The 25,409-nt window shown below is 67.6% G+C and carries 31 protein-coding genes and 1 tRNA gene; 3 read left to right on the plus strand and 29 right to left on the minus strand.

The annotated features are described in order from the left end of the window. Nucleotides 1–112: 112 nt before the first annotated feature. From STARVERO_RS01510 to rpmH, 5 genes are all read right to left on the minus strand, one after another. Entirely contained in the window at nucleotides 113–1,186 is a 1,074-nt protein-coding gene (locus STARVERO_RS01510; RefSeq protein ID WP_144343884.1) for an NAD(P)-dependent alcohol dehydrogenase, read from the minus strand. Between the two features lie 108 nt (nucleotides 1,187–1,294). Further along, nucleotides 1,295–1,969: a ribosome biogenesis GTP-binding protein YihA/YsxC gene (gene yihA, locus STARVERO_RS01515; protein WP_144343885.1), complete on the minus strand. Its 675-nt coding sequence runs from the start codon at nucleotides 1,967–1,969 to the stop codon at nucleotides 1,295–1,297. Nucleotides 1,970–1,973: 4 nt separating this feature from the next. Then, nucleotides 1,974–3,791: a membrane protein insertase YidC gene (yidC, locus tag STARVERO_RS01520; RefSeq protein WP_144343886.1), complete on the minus strand. Its 1,818-nt coding sequence runs from the start codon at nucleotides 3,789–3,791 to the stop codon at nucleotides 1,974–1,976. Beyond that, entirely contained in the window at nucleotides 3,788–4,189 is a 402-nt protein-coding gene (rnpA, locus tag STARVERO_RS01525; protein ID WP_144343887.1) for a ribonuclease P protein component, read from the minus strand. The genes yidC and rnpA overlap by 4 nt, the downstream gene beginning before the upstream one ends. Before the next feature lie 65 nt (nucleotides 4,190–4,254). Continuing rightward, nucleotides 4,255–4,389: a 50S ribosomal protein L34 gene (gene rpmH / locus STARVERO_RS01530; protein WP_013165198.1), complete on the minus strand. Its 135-nt coding sequence runs from the start codon at nucleotides 4,387–4,389 to the stop codon at nucleotides 4,255–4,257. A gap of 438 nt (nucleotides 4,390–4,827) precedes the next feature. On the opposite strand from rpmH, the gene STARVERO_RS01535 reads away from it, so the two are divergent. The 3 genes from STARVERO_RS01535 to STARVERO_RS01545 all read left to right on the plus strand — a co-directional run bounded on the left by STARVERO_RS01535 (nucleotide 4,828) and on the right by STARVERO_RS01545 (nucleotide 7,941). Beyond that, nucleotides 4,828–6,402 (plus strand): sensor histidine kinase, encoded by a 1,575-nt coding sequence (locus STARVERO_RS01535; protein ID WP_159597655.1) that lies wholly within the window; start codon nucleotides 4,828–4,830, stop codon nucleotides 6,400–6,402. Then, on the plus strand, nucleotides 6,395–7,693 hold the full coding sequence (locus STARVERO_RS01540) for a glycoside hydrolase 5 family protein (protein ID WP_159597656.1): 1,299 nt from the start codon (nucleotides 6,395–6,397) through the stop codon (nucleotides 7,691–7,693). The genes STARVERO_RS01535 and STARVERO_RS01540 overlap by 8 nt, the downstream gene beginning before the upstream one ends. Before the next feature lie 171 nt (nucleotides 7,694–7,864). Beyond that, nucleotides 7,865–7,941: transfer RNA gene (locus tag STARVERO_RS01545), tRNA-Arg, on the plus strand. A gap of 317 nt (nucleotides 7,942–8,258) precedes the next feature. On the opposite strand, the gene STARVERO_RS01550 is transcribed toward STARVERO_RS01545, so the two are convergent. From STARVERO_RS01550 to STARVERO_RS01665, 24 genes are all read right to left on the minus strand, one after another. Beyond that, the gene (locus STARVERO_RS01550; RefSeq protein ID WP_159597657.1) at nucleotides 8,259–8,897 is read right to left on the minus strand and encodes a hypothetical protein; all 639 of its coding nucleotides are present in this window, start codon (nucleotides 8,895–8,897) and stop codon (nucleotides 8,259–8,261) included. Beyond that, entirely contained in the window at nucleotides 8,894–9,631 is a 738-nt protein-coding gene (locus tag STARVERO_RS01555; RefSeq protein ID WP_200837626.1) for a DNA-methyltransferase, read from the minus strand. The genes STARVERO_RS01550 and STARVERO_RS01555 overlap by 4 nt, the downstream gene beginning before the upstream one ends. Next, on the minus strand, nucleotides 9,607–9,798 hold the full coding sequence (locus STARVERO_RS23805; RefSeq protein WP_159597658.1) for a Com family DNA-binding transcriptional regulator: 192 nt from the start codon (nucleotides 9,796–9,798) through the stop codon (nucleotides 9,607–9,609). Before STARVERO_RS23805 ends, STARVERO_RS01555 begins: the two co-directional genes overlap by 25 nt. A gap of 132 nt (nucleotides 9,799–9,930) precedes the next feature. Beyond that, complete coding sequence (locus STARVERO_RS01565; protein ID WP_159597659.1) at nucleotides 9,931–10,500, minus strand: DUF4376 domain-containing protein; 570 nt, start codon at nucleotides 10,498–10,500, stop codon at nucleotides 9,931–9,933. Then, the gene (locus STARVERO_RS01570) at nucleotides 10,500–12,230 is read right to left on the minus strand and encodes a phage tail-collar fiber domain-containing protein (RefSeq protein ID WP_159597660.1); all 1,731 of its coding nucleotides are present in this window, start codon (nucleotides 12,228–12,230) and stop codon (nucleotides 10,500–10,502) included. Before STARVERO_RS01570 ends, STARVERO_RS01565 begins: the two co-directional genes overlap by 1 nt. Next, entirely contained in the window at nucleotides 12,227–12,895 is a 669-nt protein-coding gene (locus STARVERO_RS01575) for a phage tail protein I (protein WP_159597661.1), read from the minus strand. Before STARVERO_RS01575 ends, STARVERO_RS01570 begins: the two co-directional genes overlap by 4 nt. Beyond that, nucleotides 12,895–14,028, minus strand: a complete 1,134-nt coding sequence (locus STARVERO_RS01580) for a baseplate J/gp47 family protein (protein ID WP_159597662.1) — start codon at nucleotides 14,026–14,028, stop codon at nucleotides 12,895–12,897. Before STARVERO_RS01580 ends, STARVERO_RS01575 begins: the two co-directional genes overlap by 1 nt. Next, the gene (locus tag STARVERO_RS01585; RefSeq protein ID WP_159597663.1) at nucleotides 14,025–14,441 is read right to left on the minus strand and encodes a GPW/gp25 family protein; all 417 of its coding nucleotides are present in this window, start codon (nucleotides 14,439–14,441) and stop codon (nucleotides 14,025–14,027) included. Before STARVERO_RS01585 ends, STARVERO_RS01580 begins: the two co-directional genes overlap by 4 nt. 52 nt (nucleotides 14,442–14,493) lie before the next feature. Next, nucleotides 14,494–14,763: a PAAR domain-containing protein gene (locus STARVERO_RS01590; protein WP_159597664.1), complete on the minus strand. Its 270-nt coding sequence runs from the start codon at nucleotides 14,761–14,763 to the stop codon at nucleotides 14,494–14,496. After that, a complete protein-coding gene (locus STARVERO_RS01595; protein WP_159597665.1) occupies nucleotides 14,763–15,194 on the minus strand; it encodes a phage baseplate assembly protein V in 432 nt (143 codons plus the stop codon). The genes STARVERO_RS01590 and STARVERO_RS01595 overlap by 1 nt, the downstream gene beginning before the upstream one ends. 3 nt (nucleotides 15,195–15,197) lie before the next feature. Continuing rightward, nucleotides 15,198–16,358: a phage late control D family protein gene (locus tag STARVERO_RS01600; RefSeq protein ID WP_159597666.1), complete on the minus strand. Its 1,161-nt coding sequence runs from the start codon at nucleotides 16,356–16,358 to the stop codon at nucleotides 15,198–15,200. 3 nt (nucleotides 16,359–16,361) lie between these two features. After that, nucleotides 16,362–16,592 carry a tail protein X gene (locus STARVERO_RS01605; protein WP_159597667.1) on the minus strand — a complete coding sequence of 77 codons (231 nt, stop codon included), beginning with the start codon at nucleotides 16,590–16,592 and terminating at the stop codon, nucleotides 16,362–16,364. Next, complete coding sequence (locus STARVERO_RS01610; protein WP_159597668.1) at nucleotides 16,589–17,071, minus strand: phage tail protein; 483 nt, start codon at nucleotides 17,069–17,071, stop codon at nucleotides 16,589–16,591. The genes STARVERO_RS01605 and STARVERO_RS01610 overlap by 4 nt, the downstream gene beginning before the upstream one ends. Nucleotide 17,072: 1 nt before the next feature. After that, nucleotides 17,073–19,868, minus strand: a complete 2,796-nt coding sequence (locus STARVERO_RS01615) for a tape measure protein (RefSeq protein WP_159597669.1) — start codon at nucleotides 19,866–19,868, stop codon at nucleotides 17,073–17,075. A 195-nt stretch (nucleotides 19,869–20,063) separates the two neighbouring features. Beyond that, nucleotides 20,064–20,342 carry a hypothetical protein gene (locus tag STARVERO_RS01620; protein WP_159597670.1) on the minus strand — a complete coding sequence of 93 codons (279 nt, stop codon included), beginning with the start codon at nucleotides 20,340–20,342 and terminating at the stop codon, nucleotides 20,064–20,066. Between the two features lie 23 nt (nucleotides 20,343–20,365). Continuing rightward, complete coding sequence (locus STARVERO_RS01625) at nucleotides 20,366–20,560, minus strand: hypothetical protein (RefSeq protein WP_159597671.1); 195 nt, start codon at nucleotides 20,558–20,560, stop codon at nucleotides 20,366–20,368. Between the two features lie 2 nt (nucleotides 20,561–20,562). Continuing rightward, nucleotides 20,563–20,838, minus strand: a complete 276-nt coding sequence (locus STARVERO_RS01630; RefSeq protein WP_159597672.1) for a DUF2312 domain-containing protein — start codon at nucleotides 20,836–20,838, stop codon at nucleotides 20,563–20,565. A gap of 5 nt (nucleotides 20,839–20,843) precedes the next feature. Then, nucleotides 20,844–21,359, minus strand: coding sequence for a phage major tail tube protein (locus STARVERO_RS01635; RefSeq protein WP_159597673.1), 516 nt, complete (start codon nucleotides 21,357–21,359; stop codon nucleotides 20,844–20,846). 45 nt (nucleotides 21,360–21,404) lie between these two features. Continuing rightward, complete coding sequence (locus tag STARVERO_RS01640) at nucleotides 21,405–22,676, minus strand: phage tail sheath family protein (RefSeq protein ID WP_159597674.1); 1,272 nt, start codon at nucleotides 22,674–22,676, stop codon at nucleotides 21,405–21,407. Between the two features lie 2 nt (nucleotides 22,677–22,678). Further along, on the minus strand, nucleotides 22,679–22,912 hold the full coding sequence (locus tag STARVERO_RS01645; RefSeq protein ID WP_159597675.1) for a hypothetical protein: 234 nt from the start codon (nucleotides 22,910–22,912) through the stop codon (nucleotides 22,679–22,681). Then, nucleotides 22,909–23,400: a Gp37 family protein gene (locus STARVERO_RS01650; RefSeq protein WP_159597676.1), complete on the minus strand. Its 492-nt coding sequence runs from the start codon at nucleotides 23,398–23,400 to the stop codon at nucleotides 22,909–22,911. Before STARVERO_RS01650 ends, STARVERO_RS01645 begins: the two co-directional genes overlap by 4 nt. Continuing rightward, the gene (locus tag STARVERO_RS01655) at nucleotides 23,397–23,852 is read right to left on the minus strand and encodes a DUF1320 domain-containing protein (protein ID WP_159597677.1); all 456 of its coding nucleotides are present in this window, start codon (nucleotides 23,850–23,852) and stop codon (nucleotides 23,397–23,399) included. The genes STARVERO_RS01650 and STARVERO_RS01655 overlap by 4 nt, the downstream gene beginning before the upstream one ends. 10 nt (nucleotides 23,853–23,862) lie before the next feature. Beyond that, nucleotides 23,863–24,426 (minus strand): hypothetical protein, encoded by a 564-nt coding sequence (locus STARVERO_RS01660; protein ID WP_159597678.1) that lies wholly within the window; start codon nucleotides 24,424–24,426, stop codon nucleotides 23,863–23,865. Then, nucleotides 24,426–25,367: a major capsid protein gene (locus STARVERO_RS01665; protein WP_159597679.1), complete on the minus strand. Its 942-nt coding sequence runs from the start codon at nucleotides 25,365–25,367 to the stop codon at nucleotides 24,426–24,428. The genes STARVERO_RS01660 and STARVERO_RS01665 overlap by 1 nt, the downstream gene beginning before the upstream one ends. Nucleotides 25,368–25,409 lie beyond the last annotated feature (42 nt).

A 25,409-nucleotide genomic window follows, 5' to 3' on the forward strand; every position in this document is an offset into this window, starting at 1 on the left:
CGAAAAGCCCGCCGTCATGCCCGGCCTTGGGCCGGGCATCCACGCCTTCCTCGGAGCTGAGAGCCGTGGATGGCCGGGTCGAGCCCGGCCATGACGTCCCGCTATCGGGAGCCTACGGCGTGATCGCCACCTTGAGCACGCCGTCGCGCTGGTGCGAGAAGAGGTCGTAGGCGGCCTCGATGTCGTCCAGCTTGAAGCGATGGGTGACCAGCGGCTTGAGGTCGACGCGGCCGGAGGCGATGACGTCGATCAGCCGGCGCATGCGCTCCTTGCCGCCGGGGCAGAGCGTGGTGACGATCTTGTTGTCGCCGAGGCCGGCCGAGAAGGCGCCGAGCGGGATCTTCAGGTCGGTGGAATAGACGCCGAGGCTGGAGAGCGTGCCACCCGGGCGCAGCACGCGCAGCGCGGTCTCGAAGGTGTTCTGGGTGCCCAGCGCCTCGATGGCGACGTCCACGCCGCGGCCGTCGGTGAGCGCCATGATCTGCTCGTAGACGTCGCCCTGCTTGAAGTCGACCACGTCGGAGCAGCCGAGCTTGCGGGCGATCTCCAGCCGCGCCGGCACGGTGTCGACGCCGATGATGCGGGTGGCGCCCTTCAGCTTGGCGCCGGCCACGGCGCACAGGCCGATCGGGCCGAGCGCGAAGACCACGACATGGTCGCCGATCTTCACCGCGCCGCTCTCGGCGCCGGAGAAGCCCGTGGACATGATGTCCGGGCACATCAGCACTTCCTCGTCGGTGAGTTCGTCCGGCACCGGGGCGAGGTTGGCGATGGCGTCGGGCACCAGGACATATTCGGCCTGGGCGCCGTCGATGGTGTTGCCGAACTTCCAGCCGCCCATCGGCTTGAAGCCGTGCTTGGTGCCGGGGCCGTCCTGCGAGGAGCAGCCGCACAGGCAGGCATAGGAATGGCCGCTCGGCGTGATGGCGCCGGCGATGACGCGCTGGCCTTCCCGATAGCCGGTCACCTGCGAGCCGAGCTTCTCGATCACGCCGACCGGCTCATGGCCGATGGTGAGGCCCTTGGCGACCGGATACTCGCCCTTGAGGATGTGGACGTCGGTGCCGCAGATCGTGGTGGTGGTGATGCGGATCAGCGCGTCGAGCGGGCCGACTTCCGGGATCGGCTTCTCGTCGAGCACGATGCGGCCGGGTTCGACGAAGATGGCGGCTTTCATCTTGGGCATTGGGCGTCTCCTGCGTTTAGCGTCGCGGGAGAATGCCGACCCGAGATCATCGTACCATGACAAGCGTCAAAAGCCGGCCAAGGACTTGCTCGTTCGACGGTATTCGGATCAGCCGACCCCGCGCTCTGCCATCAGCCGTATCACCGCGGCGCGCAGTTCGGGAATGCCACTTCCGTCGCGGGAGGATGTGGGAAACACGATCGGGAAGGCCGCCGGCCGGCGGGCGAGCGCGGCCTCGGTGGCGGCGACGCGCTGCGCCAGCTCGGCGGGCTTGAGCTGGTCGGCCTTGGTCAGGACGATGGCGTAGGAGACCGCCGCCTTGTCGAGGCCGTCGAGGACCTCGAGGTCGATGGGCTTCAGCCCGTGGCGGGAATCGATCAGCACGAAGACGCGGGCGAGATTGGCGCGCCCGCGCAGATAGGCGTGGATGGTCGCGGTCCAAGCGTCGACCTTGTCCTTCGGCGCCTTGGCGAAGCCGTAGCCCGGCATGTCGACCAGGGTCAGTTCCGGTCCGAGGCCGAAGAAGATCAGTTCCTGCGTGCGGCCGGGCGTCACCGAGGTGCGCGCGAGCGCCTTGCGGCCGGTCAGCCCGTTGACGAGGCTCGACTTGCCCACATTCGAGCGGCCGGCAAACGCGATCTCGATGCCGCGCATCGGCGGCAGCGTGGGAATGGTCGGCGCGGCCGAGAGGAAATTCCACTCGCCCGCGAAGAGCCGGCGCCCGGCTTCGAGCTCGTCGGGCGTGAAGGCCGACGCGGCGGCGTTATCGTCGGCCTGATCCACGATCTCAGCCGGCCTTCGGCTTCTTCTTGCGGGAGAAGGTGTCCCGCAGATTGTCCCACAGTTCGATCTTCACGCCGTTGCGGCGCATGATGATCGACTGCTGGAGCACCGAGAGGGTGTTGTTCCACGCCCAGTAGATGACGAGGCCGGACGCGAAGGAGCCGAGCATGAAGGTGAAGATCAGCGGCATCCAGTCGAAGATCGCCTTCTGGGTCGGATCCGGCGGGGCCGGGTTCAGCTTCATCTGCACCCACATGGTGATGCCCATGATGATCGGCCACACGCCGAGCAGCAGGAAGTGGCCGATGACCGGCACCGTGCCGGGATCCCACGGGATGAGGCCGAACAGGTTGAAGACCGTCGTCGGATCGGGCGCGGAAAGGTCCTTGATCCAGCCGAAGAACGGCGCGTGCCGCATTTCGATGGTGACGAACAGCACCTTGTAGAGCGCGAAGAAGACCGGGATCTGGATCAGGATCGGCAGGCAGCCGGCGACCGGATTGATCTTCTCCTTCTTGTAGATCTCCATCATCTCCTGCTGGAGCTTCACACGGTCGTCGCCGTAGCGCTCGCGCAGGGCCTGGATCTCCGGCTGCACCGCCTTCATCTTCGCCATCGAGGCGTAGCTCTTGTTGGCGAGCGGGAAGAAGACGCCCTTGATCAGCACGGTGACGATCAGGATGGCGACGCCGAAGTTGCCGACGCCCTTGTAGATCCAGTCGATCAGCAGGAAGAGCGGCTTGGTGATGAAATAGAACCAGCCCCAGTCGATCAGCAGGTCGAAGCGGTCGATGTTGTAGGTCTTCTGGTAGCCGTCGACGACGCGCACTTCCTTGGCGCCGGCGAAGAGGCGCCCGTCGGTGGTGGCCTTGGCGCCCGGCGCCACGGTGACGGCATCGCCCAGGAAGTCGGTCTGGTAGGTCAGGTCGTTGCCGGCCTGCGCGGCGGAGAAGCGCGCCTGCACCTTCTCTTCCGCACCGGGGATGACGGTGGCGGCCCAGTACTTGTCGGTGATGCCGAGCCAGCCGCCGACCGAGGGGAAGGTCTCGGACTTGCGCTCGGCGATGTCCTTGTACTTGATCTCGTGGAGGCCGCCCTCCGAGGTCACGCCGATCAGGCCTTCATGCAGGATGTAGTAGCCGAGCGTGTGGGGCGTGCCGTGGCGCGAGACCAGCGCGTAGGGGTGCAGCGCCACCGGGGCGGCGGTCGTGTTCTCCACCTCGTCGACCACATGGAACATGTAGTTGGTGTCGATGGTGAGGGTGCGGCGGAAGGTGAGGCCGGCGCCGTTGTCCCAGGTCAGGACGAGCGGCTTGTCCGGCGTGAGGGTGGCGCCTTCCGGGGCGGTCCAGAGCGTGTCGGCGGCGGGCACCGCGACATTCGCGCCGGCGCCGGGCACCCAGCCGAATTCGGCGTAGAACGGGTTCGGGCCGCCCGAGGGCGAGAGCAGCACGATGATCGGGCTGTCGGGGCTGACGGTCTCGCGGTAGTCCTTGAGCGACAGGTCGTCGATGCGGCCACCCTTGAGGGCGAGGGAGCCGACGACGCGGGGCGTGTCGATGGCGATGCGCGGCGAGCGGGCGAGGGCCTCGGCGCGGGTCAGCGCGGTGGCGGGCGTCGCCGACGGGGCGGGCACCGCGGTGCCCGGGGCGGGCGTTCCGGCCTGGCCCTGCGGCTGGGCGCCCTGTTGCGCCGCCTGCTGCTGCGCCGCCTGCTGGCGCTGCTGATCCATCTGCGGGATGCCGGAGAAGTACTGCCAGGCGATCAGCACCGCCATCGACAGCACGATGGCGAGGATCATATTGCGGTTTTCACTGGTCATGGCAGCGTCTCTCCGTCGGCGTTCGCCGGGCGCTGCGGCGCGTTCTCGCGCGCAGGCTTCGACGGACGCCGGCTTCCTGAATGAAGGCGGGCGATGCCCCGCTCGATGTCTTTTACGAGATCGGCAAAGGGAGTGCCGAGCGCGGCGCGCCGGGCAACGATCACATAATCGAAACCGGACTTGCCGGCGCGCGGCAGGGCGTCGCGGACAGCCGCGCGCAGCCGGCGGCGGATGCGGTTCCGCTCGACGGCATTGCCGTGTTTCTTGGTGACGGTGAGCCCGATACGGGGCGAGGTGTCGTCGGCGCGGTCACGGCCCTGCAGCAGCAGCGGGCCGGAATTGGCGCGCAGCCCGGAGGCTGCGGCCAGAAAGTCCTTGCGCTTGACGATCCGGTGCATGGCGGGGCGCCGATCCTCAGGCGGCAGGGCGGCGCGCCCCAGCCATACGGGGCCGAAAGGCGAGGTCAGGCCGACAGGCGCTTGCGGCCATGAGCCCGGCGGGCATTGATGATCTTGCGGCCGTTGCGGGTCGCCATGCGCGCACGGAAGCCGTGCCGGCGGGCGCGCACGAGCTTGCTCGGTTGATAAGTGCGCTTCACGGGTCTTTCTCCGCTTGTTCGATGTGCCGCCCCGGACCGGAATGCTCCCTTGCTCTCCGGCACCGCGAACCTGTCGCGGCGATGAACGAACATGCAGGGGGCAACCCGACCGCGCAGGCAGCCGTGATTGGAGGCGGCTTATAGGGGGGGCGCCTGCCCAAGTCAACTTGAGAAGTCGATCCGGGCCGCCCGACATGTGCATGCCGCGCGGCGCGTGTCCACGGTCGGGACCCCGACCGCCGGCCGACGGATCGTGACGGCCCCCTCTGGCACTCGCGCCGGGGCGCCATACATCATGCAATGGGGTAATCCGTCCGACGGCAACAAGCGCGCAGCGGTGACGCTGCGTCGTTTCCATGCCGCATTCGTTGGGTCGGATAGGAAACGGTCCTGAATCCGGCGCTCGTCCGGGCAGGGATTGCACGGTCAAGGGGTGCGATGAAGAAGCGTTCGGAAGCCGGAACGGAAGCCGTTGCCCTCGCCGCCGTCGCGGCGGCGGGTGTCGACGCGCGCCCGGCCGCCGACGTGGTGCCCGCCGCGACCCGGCCCTCCGAGGCCGAGGCGCCCCGGCAGCCGCGCCATCTCGGCCTTTCCGGCAAGCTGCTCGCCTTCACCCTGGCCTTCGTGCTGCTGGCCGAGGTGCTGATTCTCGTGCCGGCGGTCGCCGCCTTCCGGCTCAACTGGCTGTCCGACCGGCTGGCCGGGGCGCGGACGGCGGCGCTGGTGCTCGACGCCGCGCCGGACGGCATGATCTCGCCGCAGCTGACGCAGGAGCTGCTGCGCAGCGTCGGCGCCATCACCGTGGCCCTGAAGCGCGACGACACGCGCCGCCTGCTCGCCTCCACCGACATGCCCCCGGAGGTCGACCACCACGCCGACGTGCGCGACGTCGGCCCGTGGCAGGCGGTGTCGGAAGCCTTCGAGACGCTGCTGGCCCGCGACGGGCGGGTCATCCGCGCCGTCGGCACGCCGCCGCGCGGCGACGGCTTCGTCGAGATCGTCATCGACGAGACGCCGCTGCGCAAGGCGATGCTGCGCTTCACCGGCAACCTGCTGCTGGTCTCGCTGGTGATCGCCGCGCTCACCGGCGCGCTGGTCTATCTCGGGCTGGCCTGGATGTTCGTCCAGCCGATGCGCCAGCTGACCCAGCGCATGATCGCCTTCCGGGCGAATCCCTCGCTGCCGGTCCCCGAATATGACGCCACCGCCCGTCTCGACGAGATCGGCCAGGCGCAGCGCGAGCTGACCGCCATGCAGCGGCAGATCGCCGAGACGCTGCAGCAGAAGAACCGCCTCGCCGCGCTCGGCCTCGCCGTGTCGAAGATCAACCACGACCTGCGCAACCTGCTGGCCTCGGTGCAGCTCATCTCCGACCGCCTCGCCGCCATCCGCGACCCGGCGGTGCAGCGCTTCACCCCGAAGCTGGAAGCGGCGCTCGACCGGGCCATCGCCTATTGCGAGCACACGCTGGCCTATGGCCGGGCGCAGGAGCCGGCGCCGGAGCGGCGCATGGTGGCGCTGGCGCCGATGGTCGCCGAGGTGCGCGACACGCTCGGCCTCGGCGCCGTGACGGAGGAGGGGCCGGGCATCGGCTTCGTCGAATCGGTCGACCGCGACCTGAAGGTCGACGCCGACCCCGACCAGCTCTTCCGCGTGCTGCTCAATCTCTGCCGCAACGCCATGGAGGCGCTGTCCGCCCGGGCGCCGAACGACCCGGCCCGCGACCAGATCCGCGTCACCGGCCGGCGCGAGGGTGCCATCGTCTTCATCGAGGTGGCCGATACCGGCCCCGGCGTACCGGAGCGCGCCCGCGCGCATCTCTTCGAGGCCTTCCAGGGCTCGGCGCGGCGCGGCGGCACGGGACTCGGCCTCGCCATCGCCGCCGAGCTGATGCAGGCGCATGGCGGCGACATCCAGCTCGTGCCCGGCACCATCGGCGCCACCTTCCAGCTCCGCGTGCCGGACCGTCCGGTCGATCTCGACGCCCACCGGGCGCTGCGCTCGCATGGCTGAGCGCGGCGCGCAGGGCCGACGGGCGACGCGGCGGACCGCCGCGACCCTCGCGGCCGGGCTGCTGCTCGCCGCGCCGGGCGTCGTCGCGCACGGCACCGCCGTGCTCGCCGCCGACGTCACCGTCTCCGGCCGGCAGATCCTCGTCGACGGCCAGCCCTTTCCGGTGCGGGGCGCCGCCGTGGAAGCGCCCCTGGCGCCGCTCGCCGGCCTCGGCGCCACCACGGTGCGCAGCTATGGCGGCGATCCCGGACCGCTGCTCGACGAGGCGCAGAAGGCGGGGCTGAAGGTGATCGCCGGCCTGTGGGTCGGCCATCCGCGGCTGGGGGCGGACTATGGCGACCGGGCCTTCGTCGAGCGCCAGCTCGCCGAGCTGGAGGCCATCGTCGCGAAGTACAAGGACCACCCCGCGCTGCTGATGTGGGGCGTCGGCAACGAGGTGGAGGTCGACCTCGCCGACGATTCGCCGGTCTGGCCCGCCATCGAGGAGGTCGCGCGGATGGTGCGGCGGGTGGACCCCGCGCATCCCACGCTCGCCGTGCTGGCCGAGACCGGCGACGCCAAGGTGAAGAAGCTGATCGCGCAGGCCCCGAGCGTGCAGGTGCTCGGGCTCAATTCCTATGGCGACGGGCTCTATTCGGTTGCCGGCCGCGCCCGCGCGCAGGGCTGGACGGGTCCCATCGTGGTGACCGAGCTCGGCGCGCTCGGCCAGTGGCAGGCGGCGCAGGCCCCCTGGGGCGCGCCCTTCGAGCCCTCGTCGACGCAGAAGGCGATCCAGCTGCGCCGCTACCTCAAGGCGCTGGACGAGGCGGAGGCCGGCGCCATCGTCTTCCTGTGGGGCCAGAAGCAGGAGGTGACACCGACCTGGCACGGGCTGCTGCTGCCGGACGGCACCGGACTGGAAGCGGCGGAGGCGATGGCCGAGGCCTGGGGCGGGCAGGTGCCGGGAAGCAACCACGCGCCGCGCATCGCCTATCTGCGGGTGGCGGACGACCCGAGCGCGCCCTTCGCCTCGTGGAGCGCCGGCGACGAGGGCTCGTTCACCCTCGACGCGGTCGATCCGGACGAGGACCTGATGGAGGTGCGCTGGTTCGTGATGGGCGAGAGCACGGCGCGGGGCGTCGGCGGCGACCGCGAGGAGGAGCCGCCCTTCTTCCCCGAGGCGGTGCGCCAGGGTGGGCCGACGGGCGCGCGGGTTTCCGGGCTCAAGCCCGGCCGCTACCGCATCTTCGCGGAGGTGCGGGACGGCCGCGGCGCGGCGGCCACGGTGAACATGCCGTTCGAGGTGAAATAGCCGGCCGGGAGGGGAGGGGCGTGGCCGGGCGAACCGACACTGGCCTGTGGAAACCTCCGCTCGTCATCGGAACGTCTTGCAATGTGCGCGGAAACGGGGTAGCTGACGGGCCCTCGCAACGGCCATGTCCGTCGCGACCAAGGCTTCCTCCGCCACGCGGAAAGAAGCCGGGCGCCCGTAGCTCAGCTGGATAGAGCACCAGACTACGAATCTGGGGGTCAGAGGTTCGAATCCTTTCGGGCGCGCCACCTTTTCTTCCGTGAAATCAGAGCGTTGTAGCAGTTGGTCATTGTCGCAAATGGCCTGCTGACCTCTTCTTCCGCCGCGTCGTCGGCTGGTCCATGCAGTTCCGGCAGACGACCAACGTCGTGCTTCAGGCGTTGCTGGTATAGCGCGCCGGCGCCTTTTGCAGTGATCGCCGACACCTTTTGCAGTGGGGCGCCCCTCAATCTGACACATCGGCTATCGATCTCGTGAGCGGCGCAATGGCGTCCGGCGCGGTGGCTTTCTCGCGCACGGGCGATCCGAGCCTCGGGGAATTTGAGCCGGCGATTGTCCTACGCCGTTATGGCCTCACGCCGGATGATCTAGATTGAAGCTCATCGAAGGCGCTGAGCGGCATAAGTAGCGAACCGGCCTCCGTCCGCGGATCGTTGGAAACCCAACCCTGTTTGTGGACATCCTCGATGAGGAGGCGCATCTGCTGTTTCTGCTCCCGGCGTGAGGCAATTTTCAAGCCTGGGAAAAGATGATCGCAGATTGCTCGCTCGCGGCCATCAAGCCCCCCGCTGAGAGCCATGATCCACATAGTGAAGACCTGTGCCTCCACGGGCATCTGGGTGGCAACTTGACCGTAATTGAACCATGCCTCGAAAAGCACGCCATCGTTGGCTTCGTCGGAGAAGCTCTCCAATAACCGTTCATCATCTCGAGGCTGCCCTCGCTTATCATTGTGATGCTTCATCGCATTGTAAAAGACAACCCGGCTGCGAACGAGCTCCGCCTCCGAGAGCTGTTGCTGACCATCAAGCAACACATTGAGCAGGCTTGGTACGCAATCGGTTTTCGCTAGACCGCCCAGAATTTCGCACCCTGCACATGCGAGCACGTGGACAGAGACAGGGTTCATGTCATTCAGGAACAGATGCAATGCCGTTCCGATCTGCATCCGTGCTACCAAACGCTTGCGATCTGTTCCCTTCATTGGCCGGCCTCCGTCGTTAGAGGGCAACGGATACGCCGTTGCGCTATTTCGAAGTATGCCGCCTCCACCTCGATACCGACATAGGGGAGACCACGCGCCGCGCAGGCGAGGCCGACCGTGCCGGACCCCATGAACGGATCGAGCACCGGCCCGTCCACCACCGACATGAGCCCCCCCATCAGCTCCACAGGCTTCCCGGCGATGTGGTGCTTTCGATGCGGCTTCGGCATGCGGAAGACGCCCGGCGCCGTGCTGCCCGCGAGCGACCGAGGCCCGTTGGTCCCCCACACGACATACTCGGCCTGGATGCGATACCGGCCCTGCTGCGGCCGGCTCGCTTCGGTCTTGTCCCAGGGGACGATGCCGCGCCAGATCCAACCCGCCGCCTGCAGGGCGTCGCTGGTGACGGGGAGCTGACGCCAGTCTGAGAACACGGCACAGATCGCACCGGGAAGCGCGACGGCGCGAGCCCGCCCGAGCCATAGCGTCGACCAGGCGAGGAAGGAGCGCTGATCGCGGGTGTCGCCGGCGAATTCGGGGTAGAGCCCACGGTGCTCCTGCGACTGGTACTTGGCACTGGTGGCTTTAGTCCGCTCGGACGCTGTGGTCCCGCCGGAGCAGTAGGGCGGATCCGCGAGCACCATGGCGAACCGGCGATCGAGCGTCGGGAGGATCTCCAGCGCATCGCCGAGGTAGAGGGTGGCGTCGCCTATCGTTTCGGCCTGAAACCGCATGCGTCTTCTCCTGAAAGACGCTCGCGGCGTTCGTGTTGGCGGGCCTCGATGGGCCTGATGGAATTCACCGTGCCGCACCGGCGGCACTTGATATCAACTTGGCCGGCGATGGCGCCGGCGGCGGAGCGGAACAGCAGTGCCCCGCATCCGCAACGATTTTCCTGCATAGCCTTCCCTGATCGAATCAGGCACCCCGGCCTTGCTCGCCAGAGCACGGGGCGGGGTGGCGGTTATGCTTTTGGGCCGCTCGCGGGCTGTGTCGCCAAACTCGACCCGCGCCGGGTAACCCCCGGACCCCGTCACCCGACTGTTGGCCAGCCAGCGCTGATGTCGATCGCGTCGAGCGCGGCCTCGTCCGGCGCCGCCAGCACCGCGTCCTTGAGCGTGCGGGCATGCTGCACGGTGCGGGCATAGTAGTCGCCGACCAGCCCTGCCAGGGTCAGTCCCTCGACCGGTGTCGCCAGCGCCAGCCGCTCGTTTTCCATGGCGATCCACCCGAGGGCGTAGGAATCCGGCCACGGGATGGCGCCGCCGATGGCGGCCAGAGCTGTCGCCGCCATAGCGGTCATGTCGGCGCGACTGGCATTGCTGAGCGAGATGTGCAGGCCGGCTGTCGGGTAGCCGCCCGCGAGGATCCCGTCACGTCGTGCATCGACGGCCGCGATCATGGCACGCTGATGCTCTGCATGGTCGGTGGTCGGCGGCGAGAGCGCCTCACCATCCCAGAGCCATCCAACTGTCACGGCCGGGTCAGGCGCCTCGATCATGGTCGAGGCGACGTCCGGGTGAAAGGCGTCCGCGATGGCGAGGCCGGCGGGCAGATCGATGATCTCGGCGACGGCGTTGTCTTGCAGACGAGCATAGCGCATCAGGCGTACTCCTCGATAACGATGACCCCGCCGCCGCCAGCGCCGCCGGTGCGCGTGAGTGCCGTACCATTTGCCGCAGCGGCGCCGCCGCCACCAGCGCCGTACACCTGGGCGGCAAAGCCGTGACCAGATGTGGTCACAAGGTTGTTTCCGCCCGCTCCGTAGTACGATCGCCCGCCCGCGCCGGAGACAAAATTGCTGTTAAACATATTGATGGCCGGATCCCCGGCACCACCGGGGATGCCGACACCGCCGCTGCCTCCAACGCCGCCCCGCGCGCCATGCTGGGTGTGCGCGGACGAGGCCTGTGCGCCGATCGAGCCCCCAAACCCTCCAATCGCCGTACAGATCGAGCCGAACGACGATGTGCCGCCGGTTAGCCCGTTATCACCGTCGACACCGGGCGCGCCGGCCCCGACGATTAGGGGGATCGGCGTCGCCGGCAGATTGGCGACACTGACATCGATCGTCCGTGTCTCACCAGCGCCGCCGCCGCCGGCCCCGCCGAAGTTGCTGGTGCCGGCGGTCAACGGACAACCGCCACCGCTACCGCCGCCGGCGGTGCAGTAGACCCTGACGCGCTGCGTCCCAGCAGTTGGGATGTAACTGGCCGCGCCAGGGGTCGCAAACGTCCGGGTGTTGATCAGCGCACCCGTGGTCGGCGCGCCAGCGATAGAATACCCCGTCGCATCCCGTACGAGCATCGCGGGGACACCGACAAGCAGCGCGCCGGCTGGCGGTTTAGCGCCCGCGACCGTCACCGGCACGGCGCCGAGGCCGTTGATGTTGATCGTCATAGCTCCGCCGCCGTTGTTGGCCGACGGGATGATCCACAGCACCTTGAGATCGTCGTAGCTCGTCGGAGCCGGATCGAGCGCGACCGCGAGCGCGTTTGCCGTGCCACCCGCCGGCGCGGCGTTGAGCCGGAGGGAGCGGATGGCTTTCAGAAGCGGCAGGTTGGCACCGGGTGGAACTATGAAACCCGCCTTCGACAAGACGGCGCGAACTTCGGATTCAACCCACAGTGCTTCCCAGCCGCCGGCCAGGCGGCGGTAGAGTTTGCCGGTATCGCTGGCGGCAACGTGCTTGGCGACAGGTGCAGCATAGTAGTGCCACCCGCCGAGGTAATAGGCGAGCTTGTGCTCCTGGCTGGCCCAGGCGCCGGTCGCGCCGGCCGGCACGAGATACAACGCATGCGCCGCCGGATTGGCGGGAGGTGCCGTTACCGTGGCGCTGTCGACGGTGATGAAGGGCCGCGTCAACACGCGGTCGAGCACCCAGCCCTGCGTTGCCAGCAGCACGGTGGGATCGACGAGGATCTGTACGGACGAGGCCGAGTCGAACACGATCGGCAGGCGCACGACGCCCTCGGTGGATGCCCCCTCGCTGATCAGCGCCACATTGATCGTCGGCGTCTTGGCGATGACGATCAGGTCGCCAGCCGCGTCATAAATGCCGGCCTCGCGCATGGTCCAGCCGCCGACGCCGGGCGGAATGATGCCCTCAACATAGAGGATACTCGGGTTCGTCGGGTGCGGGTATTTTTCGACCAGCATGGCGCGGTAGCGCTCATTGACCAACCCGGTGGCGGCCGAGGTCGGCGCGGTCTCCGCGCCGCCGCCATCGCCAAAGGCCATGGTAGAAAGGGTGAGCGACGGCCCGCCAGCAGCGCTGGCAGCGAGCTTGGCGAGGCCGATCGCCGTGACCAGGCCGTAATAGAGCTGGCTCATGCGTAGCCCTCCGGTTCGATTTGCAGCAGGGATCCGATGACGAGGCCGACACCGGCAAAGACGGGTGCCGGAATCTCCGGCACGGTCTCGGCATAGGGTTCGATCTGGATGTGAGCGGCAGTGAGCACGCCGATGCCGATCGGGCGGGCGACCTCTGCCTCCGATACGATCCGCAGGCCGTGGTCCTGGCTCCAGCGCTGCATCGCGTGGATCATCCGCCAGATGGCCCGCACCTCCTCGACGCCGTCGAGCGGGCGATCCGGCCAGATGGGCTCATCCACCGGCACCTCGATCTCGTGGGTGCCGCGAATCCCTTGCGGGCTGGTCTGCCACCACTGGATCAGCTCGGCGCGATAGCCGAGCATCTCGATGCCGCCGACGATGCCGACGCCGTAACCCTTCGGCTCGTGGAGATCCCAGGCGCGCTCGATCATCGTGCGGACGACCGGCGGCGGGAGGCCCGGCCCGACGAACTCGTCCAGGCTGTGCTCGTAGGAGAGGCTCGGCAGCGCCTCCTCCCGCACAGTCGCCGGATCGAGGAGCATCAGGTCCGGTGCGTCCATCTCGTCGAGCGCCGCCTCGAAGGCGAGCAGCAGCGCGCGCACACGAGCATCCCGCGCCATGGGCGGCGGGATGAGTTGGAGGATCGAGGTGCGCTCCGTCATCACGCCACCTCGGCCACGACGGCGAGGGAGGTCAGAACGGCAAACTCATCCTCGGCGAGTGCGCTGTAGCTGTAACCCTCGATCTCGGCCTCGACGATGCCGGGGATCTGCTTGACGGGCGAGGTGATCGCGGCGGTCGAGACACGCGGCGCCAGCGTGCGGCGCCAGACGGAGAACACGCCGCGCGCGACGCCCTCAGCCTGTGCCGACCGCGCCGCCGTATCGCCGTCGATCCACAGCCGGAGGGTCGGTGCAAACAGTACGGCCGTCGCGGGATAGACCGTCACCTCGTCGCCTTCGGGGCGTCCTTCCATCGGGTCACACGCGGCCAGCACAGCAGCGGCGACGGCGGACGGCAGGGGCAGCGCCTCGGTCAGCACGTAGATGTCGATGTCGCAGGGCTGCGGCCGGATCACCGCGACATCGAGAATGTCGGGATGGGCGCCGAGCGCCAATTGACGATAGCCGGCGCGCGGCCCGCCTCGCGAAATCCGCTCCCAGGCCCCGGCGATGCGGGCGCGCAAGGGATCATCCTTTTCCTCGTCAGCGCCACCATCGGAGAGGGTCAGCGCTGTCGCCGCCTCAACACCGGCAACCGGGTCGAGCATCGCGAGCGCTACTGACGCCTGCACGCCATTGCCCGCGACGCCCGCAACCGAGGCGGTCGCGCTGACATCGCCATAAAGCGTGCCAGGGGAGATCAGGAGGTCGGCATCCGTCAGAAACAACCCGCCGATGCCGTCGCTTCTGACACGGCTACCGGCGGGAATGATGGTGGTCGACGGGCGCGGAGCGGTGAGGCTGAAGCGGACGGAAATCCGCGCCTTGGAGGCTGCCAGCCGATAGGTCTTGAGCCGTGCGCCGAGCAGGTCGAGAAAGCGACCGCGTGCGAAGGGCAGCAGGCGCTGGATGACCGCCATCTGCTGCTCGGCCCCGCGTACCTGGAGCGCGTAGGCCATCACCTCGATCATGTACATCTCGACCTGCCCCTCGTAGAGGGTCCGGCCCATGAGCGCTTCGGCCTTCGAGACCAGAAGGCGCTTGTAGTGGAGCGGGTCGGCCGAAAAGAACTGCGGCTCACCGGCGGCGATGAGCGCGTCCAGGTCGTAGACAAAGCCGGGGTCGAGACTCATAGCAGCGCCCCGGTCAGTCGCCCGTTCAACTGGGAGAGGCTCAGCTCAGTACGCCGGATCTCGGCGGCGACATCGCCTTTCACGCGCCACGGCACGGTGATGCCGAAATGTTCGAAGGCGATGGCCCGCGTCTCGACGGGCTGCACCTCGATCCGCGTCACCCAGGTGGCGATGGCCAGCCAGATATTGCGGGAAATCAGGGGCAGCGCCTCCGCCGGCGGCCGGTCGATATAGGGCAGCAGGTCGCAGCCTTTGAGCGGGTTACATGGCACGCTCCCAATAGGTGTCAGGATGATGGTGATCATCTCCTGTTCGATGTCGTCGTAGCCCGTGACGATGCCACCCCCCGCAGGCTCGGCCTGATCGAGCGCGAGCTGCCAATGCACATGGCGGATGGTGGAGCGGTCCAGCATGGCGCGACGCTATCCGTGCGCGCGCGATCATCTGATGGGACAATGTCCCAGCTTACTCGTCGATCAGGAACCAGCCCCTGCCGGTAGAAGCATGCCCGCAGGTGGCGCGATGGCCGGCTCGGCACACGGGCGTGCCGTCGATCGAGAACCAGTCGGAGCCCTCAGCCATGGTCGGCGTCGGGGCGTGCGGCGGGAACCCATGCGGCTCCACCGGGTCGCCCAGCACGACAACAAGCTGCCCCTCGACGGTGACCCAGTCCTGCCCGCCAGCCAATTGCAGGCCGCCGGCGCTGTCGAGGCCCTTGACCGCAATCCCTGGCATCAGGCCTTCACTCCCTTGAGCTGGCCTGCCGCGATGACGACCTCGCCCGGCTTCAGCTCGATGGTCGACGATCCCGTATTCAGTATGATCCCGCCTGGGGCGCTGATGCTGAGCTTGCCGCTCCCCCGGTCATAGTCGAAAACTAGGCCACCCTCTAGGGCCGCATGCATGTGCTTCGCATCCTCGATCGGCGGTCGATCGACGTCGGAATAGCATGCGCCAAGGATGGTTCCGTCTTCACCCTTCTCATCGACAAGGCAGTTCACCTGTGCGTCGAGATCCGGCATTGCATAAACCCGGTTTTTACCTCCCGTGGCCGCCGGCTGGTTCACATTGAGCCACCAGCTCACGACCTCGTCCCGGTCGGAAAACTCCACCCGCGCCCTGGCATTCTTCTCGTCTAGCTCTACGATCTTGCCCCGCCGGTACATTGTCTACTCCGGCCGGATGACGCCATCGGCGCCCATGACACCGAGGCTGGCTGGGTTTCCCGTACCGCTGCCGGCCGCGCCGGACGCCGAAGCCCCGCTCTTCTTCGTCTTGGAGGAGGAGCTTGCAGCCTTGCCGTCCGACGCCTGCTTGTCGGTCAGGCCCTCGATATCGATCGATGTCGTGTAGCCGGATCGGCGCATGGCATGGGTCGACTTGGTGACGAGGTACGTGCCGGACTTGGCGCCGAAGGAGGTCAGGCCAATGACTACTCCGGCGACGATGGTCGGATCTCCGACCATGTCGAGTGTGCCGGAATATTTCGGGCTGTTCTTCTGGTCGAGCTTGGATTTGGCCAGCCGCTCGGCCTGCTCCTCGGACTCGACACGCACGTCCAGCTTCACGACGTCGCCGGAGTTGGTCGCCAACCCCAGGTCCTCGGCCGAGGAGGCGTCACCCTTGATCACCTTCTTGCGGCGTGGGTGCAGGTAGCGCACTTCTGCCTTGGTCGCCGCGACGTGGTCCGCGTTGCGCAGGGTGTAGCGCGTCAATGTCTGGCGAAAATCGGCCACTCGATCGAAGGTGCGCACCGGCTCGGCCGAGCGAAGGGCATTGCGGGAGGTGAAGACGAGCTTCTGCCCTTTCACCGTGAAGAAATGGCCCGTCTCCTCCGCCAACCGCTTCAGGAAGGCGAGGTCGCGCTCGCCGTTCTGGGTGATGCGCTCATAGTCGAGATCCTCGATCTCGCCTTCGAGCTGGAATCCGTGCTCGTCCGCGATCTTGCCGACGATTTCCGAGAGTGACTGCTTCTCATAAGCCTTGTGCTTCTCGGTGCGCAGTTCCTTGGTTTTGGGCGCCGACAGCCCCTTGAAGTCGACCGTGTCGCCATTGGCGTCACCATCGGCGCCACTCTCGTCGACCGTGAACTCGCCGGCCGGCTCCAGCGGCGCGTCCTCATAGCCATAGTCGAGCGTAAAGACGTCGCCATCCTGCGGCTCCCAGATATCGAGCCATGCGCCGTTGGAATTATGCACCGTGACAGACACCTCGTCAGCCTGGCCGTGATGGTGGTCGGTGTAGGTGATATCGGTCGGCCACTGAGAGAACTCGGCGGTGATATCCCGGCCCTCGTAGGTCAGCTTGAAGGAAGGTGCGCGCGGTGCCATGGCTCACCTTTTCCAGGGTGGACGCGTGGTGACGGTCGTGCTGGTCTGCTCGCGAATGGGGATCTGCAGAACGAGCCCGGCCGGCAGGATGGCCGGGATGCGCAAATCCTGTAGGAACAGATCGCGATTGGCTGCAATCAGCTCGCCCTGGCGCGCGACATCGCCATAGTAGCGAAAGGCCAGGAGGTCCCATCGCTCGCCGGCCGTCGTGCGATGAAGAAGATGCTCGCTCATCGCCGCGCCAATGCCTTGCCCGCCACGGAGCCAAGCGCCGAGGCGGTGCGTACCGCGCTGGACAGGCCGGCGGAGAGCAGATCCGGGATCGGCGCCTCCAGCAGCGACATGGTCGAGTCCAGCCGCACGACGCGCCCGCCCGATCGCGAGGTTTTCAACACCGTGCGGCCGAGCTTCTCGACGACGAAGTGGCGGCCGTTGAAAGGTCCGCCCGCGATCAGCGGCAGGGCCGTCTGCGCGGAATAGGCCGCGAACAACAGCGCCCATTGCGCCTCCGGCGAGCAGAAGCCCTCGTCGAAGAAGAAGGTGAACTCGCGCGTGTCCAGCTCCTGGCCGATATACTGGAGCACGGGCTTGCCGCGCAGCACGTCGTGGCGAGCGTAGGAATTGGCATATTCTTCGGAAAGTGCGGTCGGGCCGGTGAGCGCGCCACGCCCCGTCCCCACGCCGATTTCGATATCGCCGAGCCAGATCCGCATGTCAGTACTCCTTGCGCTGGCGGCGGCGCAGCGCTTCGTCCACCAGGCGCGCCAGCTCGTCGGCATGGTCCCGAAGCTGCTGGGCAAAGGACTGCGACTGCTGCGCGGGCGTGCCGGCCGGAATGGCGATCGACGGCGCGTAGCTCACCTGTACGGTTGCCGCGCCGCCCGAGCCGCCCGCGCCGGCACCCGCCATGCCGATCGGTAGGCCGGCCGAGCGGGGCGCCATATCGGAAAGCGCGCCGCGCATGCCGGCGGCGACCGATCGCGCCGCCGTTACCGCCGGTCCCGGCCGGATTGCCGAGGCCAGTGTCTCGGAAAACCGCACGCGGTCCAGATCCGACAGCGGGCCGACCTTGGCTGGCGAGTGCGGGAGATAGTCACGCATCTGCTGCGTGACGCCCTGGACGGCGCTCACAGCAGCGCCGGCACCGGCGCGGATGCCGGCCGCCAGCGTCGCCATCAGAGCGACGCCGTGACTGTGGAAGCTCGCGCCGGAGAGCACGGACGAGGCGGCCTGCACCGCCGCCTGCGCCGCCGGGGCTATGCCCGCGATCAGCCGCTGAGCGGCCTCGGCCTGGGCCGCCAGCTGCTGCATATCCTGAGCGCCGCCCACGGCGCCGGCGGCAACTGGAGCGCTGGCGCCGCCCCCGAACCACGAGGAAAAGTCCGGAAGGGACGGAATGATGCTCGACCAGTTCCAGTCCGGCAGCAGGCTCGACCAATCGAAGGACGGCAAGGTGATCGCCGGAATGATGCTCGACCAGCTCCAGTCCGGCAGCCACGAGGACCAATCGGGCAAGAGCGAGGACCAATCGAAGCCGGCCAGCGCATTCCATGCGTCGGCGAAAACTTGTTTGACCTGCGCCCACTTCTCCGCGAGCCAGGGCCCGATGCTGTCCCAGTTCTGGTAGATGAGATAGGCGGCCGCCGCTATGGCGGCGACGCCGGCGACGATCCAGCCGACGGGCGTCGCCATCATCGACGCACCGAACACCGCCATGCCCCGCGCTGCCGCCAGCAACAGCCCCGGCAGTGCCCTGAGCCCGGCGCCGGCCAGAACCAGCACGCCGCGCGCCATGCCCGCCAGCAAAGCCGGCAGGCTGCGCAGCCCTGCCATCGCCATGGCTGCGATACCGCGCGCCGCGCCGAGCAACAGGCTCGGCAGGCGTAGCGAGGCGAGTGCCAGTGCCTTGGTGGCAAGGGCGGCGCGGATCAGCAGCCCCGGCAGGCCGACCAGGCCGCGCGCGAGAAGGGCGATGCCGAGGATGGCGCCGCGAATGGAGCCGACGCCGAGGAAAATCAGCGAGCGGCCGAGCAGCATGACAGCGCCGGCGGCGGCGCGTGTCGCGGCTGAGAACGCCCACATGGTCGTGGAAACGGAGAGGATCGCGAGCACCCGGAGAAGTGCGAAGCTCGCCACCCATGCGCCACGCGCCATGAGGAACAGGCCGCTGGCCAGGTAGTAAATCGGCTGGGCAAAGGCCGCGGCGATCAGCAGGTAGGAGAAGTTCTCCCAGCCGCCGATGGCGGACGCCACCCGCTCCGCGCCCTGGGCAACCGTTCCAACGGCAGCAGCCAACCCTTTGGCCACTTCCCACCCCTTGGAAAGCGTGGCGATGAGCGTAGTGGAGATGTCCTTCGCCCACGCCTGGAGCGAACCATCGGCCGCCATCCGGTCGACCGCGCCAAGAACATCGCCCAGCCGTCCCTTCATCCAGTCGAACAGACCGGCGTCCATGATCATGAGGGAGACGCGCTGCCAAACATCGCCGAGATTTGAGGTCATGCCGCCCCATGTCTGGGACAGTCGGTCCATGGCCCCGGCGTATTTGTTGTCAAAGATCCAGAGCAGCGCCTTCTCGATGGCTGCCCGGTCGCTGGCCAGCGCCTTGACTACGCGCTGCTGACGGTTCTTGTCGGTGAATGCATACTCGAAGTACTTGCCTTTGGCGCTCGCCTTGACGCCGAACTCCTTCAGGCGCTCGTTCTCCCCGGTCACCGCATCCGCAATGGCCTCGACCGCCTGGATCAGCGGCTTATCCATCGCTGCCGCCGTATCGCCGAGCGTCCTGAGCGAACCGTTCATGGGCTGCAGCCCATAGGCTCGCATCTTCACGAAGGCTTCGGTGACGCCGCTCAGATCGTAGGGCGTCTTTGTCGCGAAGGCGCTGATCCAGTCCATCGACTTGGACGCGCCGGCGGCCGACCCCTCGATCGTTTCCAGAACGGCGCTGTATCGCTCGAATTCGGCCGCCGGTGTGACGAGCTGGTTCATCAGCAACCCGCCCGCGACGCCGAGCACTCCTGCCCCGGTGGCGACGCCGGCGGCAACGCGGCCGGCGCCTTTCGCTCCCTCCCACGCCTTGGCAGCGCCGGCACCCATCATGCCGCCACCCTTGACGATCAGCTCGCCCTGGCGCCGTGCGTAATTGGTGATTGCTGTGAGCGCCCTCTGCCACCCCCGCTCCGCCAGAGCGGCCGCAGATCGCGACATTTCGCCCGCACGCCGCGCGCCGCGTGCCATCAACTCCTGCGCGCGACCGACGCGGGCGAGAATGCGCTCCTGGCGGGATTGTGCTGCGAGCCCCGCCGACGCGCCCGCAGCAGCGGCCTTGCCGGCCGCTCGCGCCGCCCTTTCGACCTTTTCCTGAGCTGCGGCGGCTTTCGCTGTTGCCTTCGCCGCCTTCTCCGCGCCAGCAACCGCCGCCTGGTTAAACCCTGCAACGGACTTCTGTGCCGCGCGGATGGCGCGGCTGGCCTTGTCCTGCGCTTCGAGGAGCAGTGAGACGCGCATGGGTCAGCTCCTCCTTGTCAGGCTACCGCCGGGTTTTGCTGGCGCGGGCCGCATCCTTCGCGGCCTTCCCCTCGTCCTTGACGATCGCGATCGCCGTCTGGAGCGTCGCGTCGAATTCGCCCGGCGTCATCGCCATGAGGTCAGCCGGAGGCCAGCCCCGCCCAACCAGGAAGTGGATGTCCCGCTCGTGCGGGATCAGCCGTTTCCCTCGGCGCCCTCGGCTTCCTCATCGCTGTACAGTTCGCCGAGCAGTTCGGTGTAGTCCTTGCCGGTGATCTTCGTCTGGATGTCGTCGATCGGCCATTTCTCGCCGTTGAACAGGCATACGCGCTGAAGCAGCGCCGCCTGGGTCTTCACGACATCGCCCTTGCCGTAGCGCTGGCTGGCCTGCGTATCGGAGACATGCCAGTCGGCCGGGATGGTGACGACGACCTTGGAGCGGGAAAGGGTGTGCAAACGGGTAGGGAAGGACATGGGCGGCTCCTTATTGGCCGGGCTCAGCGCCAGCCAGTGTTGAAGTCGATCCGCGCGATGCGGTCGACGGGATAGAATGTGCAGGCGCCGCGTCCGTCCTCCCTATCGTTGATCCACACGCCGCGCTCGTCGTGGCGGTCGATGTACCCACGATGCTCGCGCTGGCCATTCGGCTGCGCGATCGGCACATTCAGATGAACGGTGGCGACTTCGCGCATGGTCAGCCCACCATCCCCAGCGCCTGGAGATAGAGATCGACGATGGCCTCGTGCTCGGCGCGCTGGTCGGCGTCCTGCTTGCGGATGCGCAGGATCTCGCGCAGGGCGGTGACGTCGAAGCCGGTGCCCTTGGCCTCGGCGAAGACGCCCTTGATGTCCTCGGCGATGGTTGCCTTCTCCTCCTCCAGGCGTTCGACGCGCTCGATGAAGGATTTGAGCTGCTCCTTGGCGAAGCCGGCAGCAGCGTCAGAGAGGGACTGGTCGTTGGGGATGTCCATGGCGATCAATCCGGCCAGACGTTTTCGCCGTTGATGCGGTAGACGCCGGCGAATGGGTCGTACTCGATGATCGGCACGTCGGAGGTGCTGACCTTCTGCGTGATCGTCTGGGTCCGGCACTCCAGCTCGTGATTGAGCATCTCACCCAGCGTGTGGCCGAAGGACGAGCGGCCGACGAACTGCACGCCGACGGTGGTGATGAGCCGGTGACTGGATTCCCGCACCAGGCCGTTGGCGTCGAACACGTCGATATAGGAGTGCATGGCCCAGCGATGCACCACCGTGGGGTTGATCACCAGTCGCTCGACGTCCTGGTCGAGGAAGTCGAAGGTGATCGAGCTTTCGATGGCCTCGATGCCGCGCGCGGGGATCTCAATCACGCCGATCATGCCCAGCGCTTCGTGCGAGATGACCTTGGTCGTGAAATCGCCCGGATCGAACTCCTTCACCCGGCCGATCAGCCGGTTGTTGTTGAGGTACAGGTCGGCATTGCTGATATGGCCGATCTTGATCGGGTCCATGAGTCACTCCATCTGGCGGCCGCTCCGGCCCGCCGCGTCAGAGGGTCACGAGGTCAGGCCGAGGGCGGTCTGCGCGAAGGAGATGTCGAGATAGCTGTCGACCGTCAGGCGCTCGGTCACGCCGACCGGCATGCAGTCGAGCCGGTAGTAGAAGCGGCCGTCCGTCGCGTCCCGCGAGGTGGTCTTCGTGCGGTCGAAGCGGAATCGGCCGCCATAGAGCGCGCCTTCGCCCTCCTTCTTGCGCAGGAAGGCGTCGACATCCTCCTCGACGTCGTCGAGGAAGTTCTTCGTCGCCGGCCGGTCGATCTTGTCCATGAGGTAGTAGAGGGCCGCCTCGTGGATCATATCGAGCACGCGGCGTACATGGATGAACTGGTGCGCCGTCGTCATGGTCGGGAAGCCGGCGGTGCGGTTTCCCCAGGTGCGATAGCCGGAGCCGAAATAGTTCATCGCGGTAAAAATGCCGGCCTCGTTCAGCGCATTCTGGTCACTGTCATAGCGGCCAGGGATGAACTCCAGGTCGCGCTCCAAGCCGAGCACGTCGCCCATCTGACGGTTGGACGGCGAGTAGTGGTAGCCGTAGGAGAGATCGCTGGCGATCATCATGCCGGCGAGGTGTTGCGAATAGGGCTGCACCGCCACGTCATCGATGACCGGGTCGTACGCCTTGAGGTGCGGATAGGTCAGGATCGCCCGCATCGACGAGGTGTTATGCGAGCCAGTTGCGCCACGCGCCTCAACCGCCTGCTGTACCGTGAGGCCGGCCGGAAGATCGGCGATATAGACGGCCGAGAGGTCGTTGGCCTGGACCTCCATTTCGGCGCGCACGCCGGCGAGCGTCGTGAAGCGCGGCGCTGCCAGGATCTTCGGAAAATAGCCGAGGGTGTTGAACATGCCGCGCGCGAGCTTGAAGCCCGAGGCGACGCCACCGGCACTGTACGTGCCGACTACATCCGCCGCCGTCACCTTCGTCGGATCCGGCATCGTGCCTTCTTTGTGCGTGTCCGGATCGAAGACGTTCACCGCCACGATGGTGCCGCCGCCCTTGCCAGACTGCACCTTGTTGAACATCGACTCGATGGCCTCGGGCAGCGAATAGCCGGCCTTGCGCGGGCCGAGCAACTCGGCGATCTGCTCGCGACGGCGGATGACGATGCGCTTGTTGATCGCCTGCGCGCGGTCTCCCGCCGTGGCATAGATGTCCTGGATGGGCGCCGTGCCGACGACGAAGGTAACGGCCGACTTGACCTCGCGGACAACGCTATTGCCCTCCAGGTGTTCGACGATCTCGGGACCGTGGTGGTAGTTGTCGGCCATGATCAGCTCTCCTGCTGGCCGCGCTTGCGGCGTTGGCCGGTCTCACCGGCGGCTTCAATATCGGCGGCGACGAGCAGCTTCTGGTCGATCCAGCCGACGACGAACGGGTGATCGGGTGGCAGACCCGTAGCCTCGCGACCCGGCACGAGCGAGCCCTCCCAGGCGACGGCGCCGGCGGCGTCGTGGAGCGTCACGGCCTGGGCCGGCCCGCGCCAAATGAAACTCTGCTGGCTCATGACGCCTCCGCTCGGGTGAACATGTTGGGACGGTCGCCGTCATCGGCGACGGAACGGGCAACTGCTGGCATGCGACAGGTGAAGCGCATGGCCCAGCGCCAGACGCTGCCCTTCTGCTGCTGCAACTCGTCGCCGGCCGGCACCATCGCGGTGCCGCCGGCGAAGGACCTGCCCTGGAACGCCAGGCGCACGGCCTCCAGCGCGTCATGGGCGCCGATCCGCCCGCCATCGGCGCCGCGCAGTGAGCGCACCAGGACGACGACCTCGTAGGTGAGCGCGCGTGTGGGCGCATAGGCCCGGCGCGGCTCGCTGTCGGAGCCGGCATAGGTCGAGCGGTCGTAGCGCAGGAAGCAGGCGGCGGTGTCGGCCTCGGGGAAGTCGAACGCCTCGGGATCGTCCGGAAATACATCGATGCGCGTGATGGTGCGCGGCAGCTGGTCTTTCAGTGCCGCGAGCATCGCGTCCTCGATGGCGGTGATCATGTTCATCGCCAGCCCTCCAACACGCCGCTCATGCGGTCGGGAGGCATCGAGCCGCCCATGGCCTCGGCGACGGTGCCGACCTCCGGCTGGGAGCCGTCGCCGTCGACATCGAGGGTGAGCTTGCCCGAAGCGATGTCGCGCAGCTGGCGCATCGCCTCGTCATATTGCTCCTTGATGGCGTCCGTCATCGCGGTCTGCTGGCCGCCCTTCGCCCGCAGGCGGTAGCGGGCGATGTCATGCGCGATGCCCTTGAGCACCTCGGGCACCACGAAGGCGCGGGGGTAGCGGGCGCGGACATAACCGTCGATCACCCCGTCCGCGTGCACGAGCGGGTCGGCGAGGCGCGCCTCGTCGATCACCCGCGCATCGCGCAGGCCGGTGCCGGCGAGCTGCTCGGCCTCATCGCCCAGGCGGGCGACGAACTCCGGCACCGTCAGATATTTCGGGGTGGCAGTCATGTTCTGACGCTCAACTGATGGTCTCGCCGAGTACGCCGATGGCGATCAGCGTTTCCGCCTCGGCCTCGGTCAGCTCGATCGTGTTGGTGTCGGGATCGTCCGGGCTGTAGCGCTGGCCGTCACGGCGCAGCGGAGACAGGACCGGATACGTCAGCCGGATCGGCTCGTCGGGCGCTCGGATCTTGGGCGCGTCATCGGTCGGGCCGCGTGCGACGCGGGCCTCATCGATGAGCGCGCCGGCGGGATGGGAGGCGGTGACGGAGGCGGCTGCAGCCGAGCCAACCTCCGTCACCTGACCGGCTTCCGGCGCGTCGCGCACCGGACCGTCACCATCAGCATGACTGCCGTCCGGATTGACCGACGCCGGGGCTCCCTCGACGGGTGCCGGCTGCGCCTGCTGCCCCGGCGCATCCTGCGCCTGCTGCGGGGCCAAGGTTTCCCCGACCAGGGCCTCGCCCCGGCCGGTGGACGACAAAGTCTCGTCCACCGGCCCGGACTTTTCGCTCGGGGGGGTATTGGTGGCGGCCGGCTTCGCCTTTCCGGCCGCCTTCACGGGCGTCGCGCGCTTCGCCATCACGCAGCGCCCTTGAACAGGAAACCACCTTCGGACCCGGTGAGCTGGGGCTGGAACTCCTCCGTGATCGGATAGATCCAGCTCTTGCGGCTCCGTTCGTAGTAGGGCTGCTCGACCAGCGGATAGCCCGACAGCCGATAGGTGTAGCCGAAGGCAGGGATCATGAAATTGGAACCAGCCGGCGCGCGATAGAACAGGAGCGCGTCGTGACCCCAGACATCGTCGGCGAGGTCGGTGTCGGCAGCGGTGTCGGACAGCACCACCGCTTTGCCGACGATGACCTCTTCCAGGTCGAAATAGCGGGCCAACATGGCAGCAGTGACGGACTCCGAGCTGGTGTACTTGAACTGCTCCTTGACTTTGGGATGGGCCGTCAGCCCGCCGAACACATCGGCGCCGATGGAAAGAACGGTCGGATATCGGCCGATCGAACGGCGAATATTCTCACGGGCCGCGCGGATCGCAGCGCCGGGATCGCTGTCCGGGTCCGTCCACTTGTCGGTGCCGGCCAGCGCGAGCTTGTGGTTGTTGTCGTAGTTCGCGGCGTTCAGCACGAGAGCCGCCGTATCGGCCTCTCGGCCGAGCCCGATGATGTCCTGGACCGCATTGATGGAAATGCTGGCCAGATCGATACCCGGCACACCACTGGCGTCGGCGCGGATCTCGTCCGGCACGAGCGCCTCAAGCGCCTCCTGCTTCATGGACACCGGATCGGCCGCGTAGCCGAACTGCACGCGCTGAGTTTCGGCGCCCGGCGCGCGGCGGGTGTTATAGCGGCGGAAGCTCTCCTTCCCGAACTTGATCGCCCTCATCGACCGGTTCGGGATGTCGGAGAAAGGCAGGACGCGATGAGCGATAAACTCGGCATTGGTGTAGCCGCGCGCTTGCGTCGTCAGGATAGGGTCGATCACCTGCGCCTGACGGCTATTCATGGCGGACATGGGAAGTCTCCGGGAGAGCGCGGCGTCGGGCCGGCGATGTGG

This window comes from Starkeya nomas, assembly GCF_902703545.1.
Lineage (GTDB): Bacteria > Pseudomonadota > Alphaproteobacteria > Rhizobiales > Xanthobacteraceae > Ancylobacter > Ancylobacter moscoviensis.

What these genes read in the sequence shown, in the direction of transcription:
- STARVERO_RS01640 (WP_159597674.1), bottom strand. Translation starts at nt 22,676, where the DNA reads ATGGCCGACAACTACCACCACGGTCCCGAGATCGTCGAACACCTGGAG.
- STARVERO_RS01650 (WP_159597676.1), bottom strand. Translation starts at nt 23,400, where the DNA reads ATGAACATGATCACCGCCATCGAGGACGCGATGCTCGCGGCACTGAAA.
- STARVERO_RS01665 (WP_159597679.1), bottom strand. Translation starts at nt 25,367, where the DNA reads ATGTCCGCCATGAATAGCCGTCAGGCGCAGGTGATCGACCCTATCCTG.
- STARVERO_RS01630 (WP_159597672.1), bottom strand. Translation starts at nt 20,838, where the DNA reads ATGGACATCCCCAACGACCAGTCCCTCTCTGACGCTGCTGCCGGCTTC.
- STARVERO_RS01645 (WP_159597675.1), bottom strand. Translation starts at nt 22,912, where the DNA reads ATGAGCCAGCAGAGTTTCATTTGGCGCGGGCCGGCCCAGGCCGTGACG.
- STARVERO_RS01540 (WP_159597656.1), top strand. Translation starts at nt 6,395, where the DNA reads ATGGCTGAGCGCGGCGCGCAGGGCCGACGGGCGACGCGGCGGACCGCC.
- STARVERO_RS01580 (WP_159597662.1), bottom strand. Translation starts at nt 14,028, where the DNA reads ATGAGTCTCGACCCCGGCTTTGTCTACGACCTGGACGCGCTCATCGCC.
- STARVERO_RS01585 (WP_159597663.1), bottom strand. Translation starts at nt 14,441, where the DNA reads ATGCTGGACCGCTCCACCATCCGCCATGTGCATTGGCAGCTCGCGCTC.
- STARVERO_RS23805 (WP_159597658.1), bottom strand. Translation starts at nt 9,798, where the DNA reads ATGCAGGAAAATCGTTGCGGATGCGGGGCACTGCTGTTCCGCTCCGCC.
- rnpA (WP_144343887.1), bottom strand. Translation starts at nt 4,189, where the DNA reads ATGCACCGGATCGTCAAGCGCAAGGACTTTCTGGCCGCAGCCTCCGGG.
- STARVERO_RS01655 (WP_159597677.1), bottom strand. Translation starts at nt 23,852, where the DNA reads ATGACTGCCACCCCGAAATATCTGACGGTGCCGGAGTTCGTCGCCCGC.
- STARVERO_RS01620 (WP_159597670.1), bottom strand. Translation starts at nt 20,342, where the DNA reads ATGTCCTTCCCTACCCGTTTGCACACCCTTTCCCGCTCCAAGGTCGTC.
- STARVERO_RS01550 (WP_159597657.1), bottom strand. Translation starts at nt 8,897, where the DNA reads ATGAAGGGAACAGATCGCAAGCGTTTGGTAGCACGGATGCAGATCGGA.
- STARVERO_RS01615 (WP_159597669.1), bottom strand. Translation starts at nt 19,868, where the DNA reads ATGCGCGTCTCACTGCTCCTCGAAGCGCAGGACAAGGCCAGCCGCGCC.
- yidC (WP_144343886.1), bottom strand. Translation starts at nt 3,791, where the DNA reads ATGACCAGTGAAAACCGCAATATGATCCTCGCCATCGTGCTGTCGATG.
- STARVERO_RS01575 (WP_159597661.1), bottom strand. Translation starts at nt 12,895, where the DNA reads ATGACGGAGCGCACCTCGATCCTCCAACTCATCCCGCCGCCCATGGCG.
- STARVERO_RS01600 (WP_159597666.1), bottom strand. Translation starts at nt 16,358, where the DNA reads ATGGCACCGCGCGCACCTTCCTTCAAGCTGACCTACGAGGGCCGGGAT.
- STARVERO_RS01625 (WP_159597671.1), bottom strand. Translation starts at nt 20,560, where the DNA reads ATGCGCGAAGTCGCCACCGTTCATCTGAATGTGCCGATCGCGCAGCCG.
- STARVERO_RS01535 (WP_159597655.1), top strand. Translation starts at nt 4,828, where the DNA reads ATGAAGAAGCGTTCGGAAGCCGGAACGGAAGCCGTTGCCCTCGCCGCC.
- STARVERO_RS01660 (WP_159597678.1), bottom strand. Translation starts at nt 24,426, where the DNA reads ATGGCGAAGCGCGCGACGCCCGTGAAGGCGGCCGGAAAGGCGAAGCCG.
- STARVERO_RS01510 (WP_144343884.1), bottom strand. Translation starts at nt 1,186, where the DNA reads ATGCCCAAGATGAAAGCCGCCATCTTCGTCGAACCCGGCCGCATCGTG.
- STARVERO_RS01635 (WP_159597673.1), bottom strand. Translation starts at nt 21,359, where the DNA reads ATGGACCCGATCAAGATCGGCCATATCAGCAATGCCGACCTGTACCTC.
- STARVERO_RS01590 (WP_159597664.1), bottom strand. Translation starts at nt 14,763, where the DNA reads ATGCCAGGGATTGCGGTCAAGGGCCTCGACAGCGCCGGCGGCCTGCAA.
- STARVERO_RS01555 (WP_200837626.1), bottom strand. Translation starts at nt 9,631, where the DNA reads ATGCGGTTTCAGGCCGAAACGATAGGCGACGCCACCCTCTACCTCGGC.
- STARVERO_RS01610 (WP_159597668.1), bottom strand. Translation starts at nt 17,071, where the DNA reads ATGCGGATCTGGCTCGGCGATATCGAAATCGGCGTGGGGACGGGGCGT.
- STARVERO_RS01605 (WP_159597667.1), bottom strand. Translation starts at nt 16,592, where the DNA reads ATGAGCGAGCATCTTCTTCATCGCACGACGGCCGGCGAGCGATGGGAC.
- STARVERO_RS01570 (WP_159597660.1), bottom strand. Translation starts at nt 12,230, where the DNA reads ATGAGCCAGCTCTATTACGGCCTGGTCACGGCGATCGGCCTCGCCAAG.
- STARVERO_RS01595 (WP_159597665.1), bottom strand. Translation starts at nt 15,194, where the DNA reads ATGTACCGGCGGGGCAAGATCGTAGAGCTAGACGAGAAGAATGCCAGG.
- STARVERO_RS01565 (WP_159597659.1), bottom strand. Translation starts at nt 10,500, where the DNA reads ATGCGCTATGCTCGTCTGCAAGACAACGCCGTCGCCGAGATCATCGAT.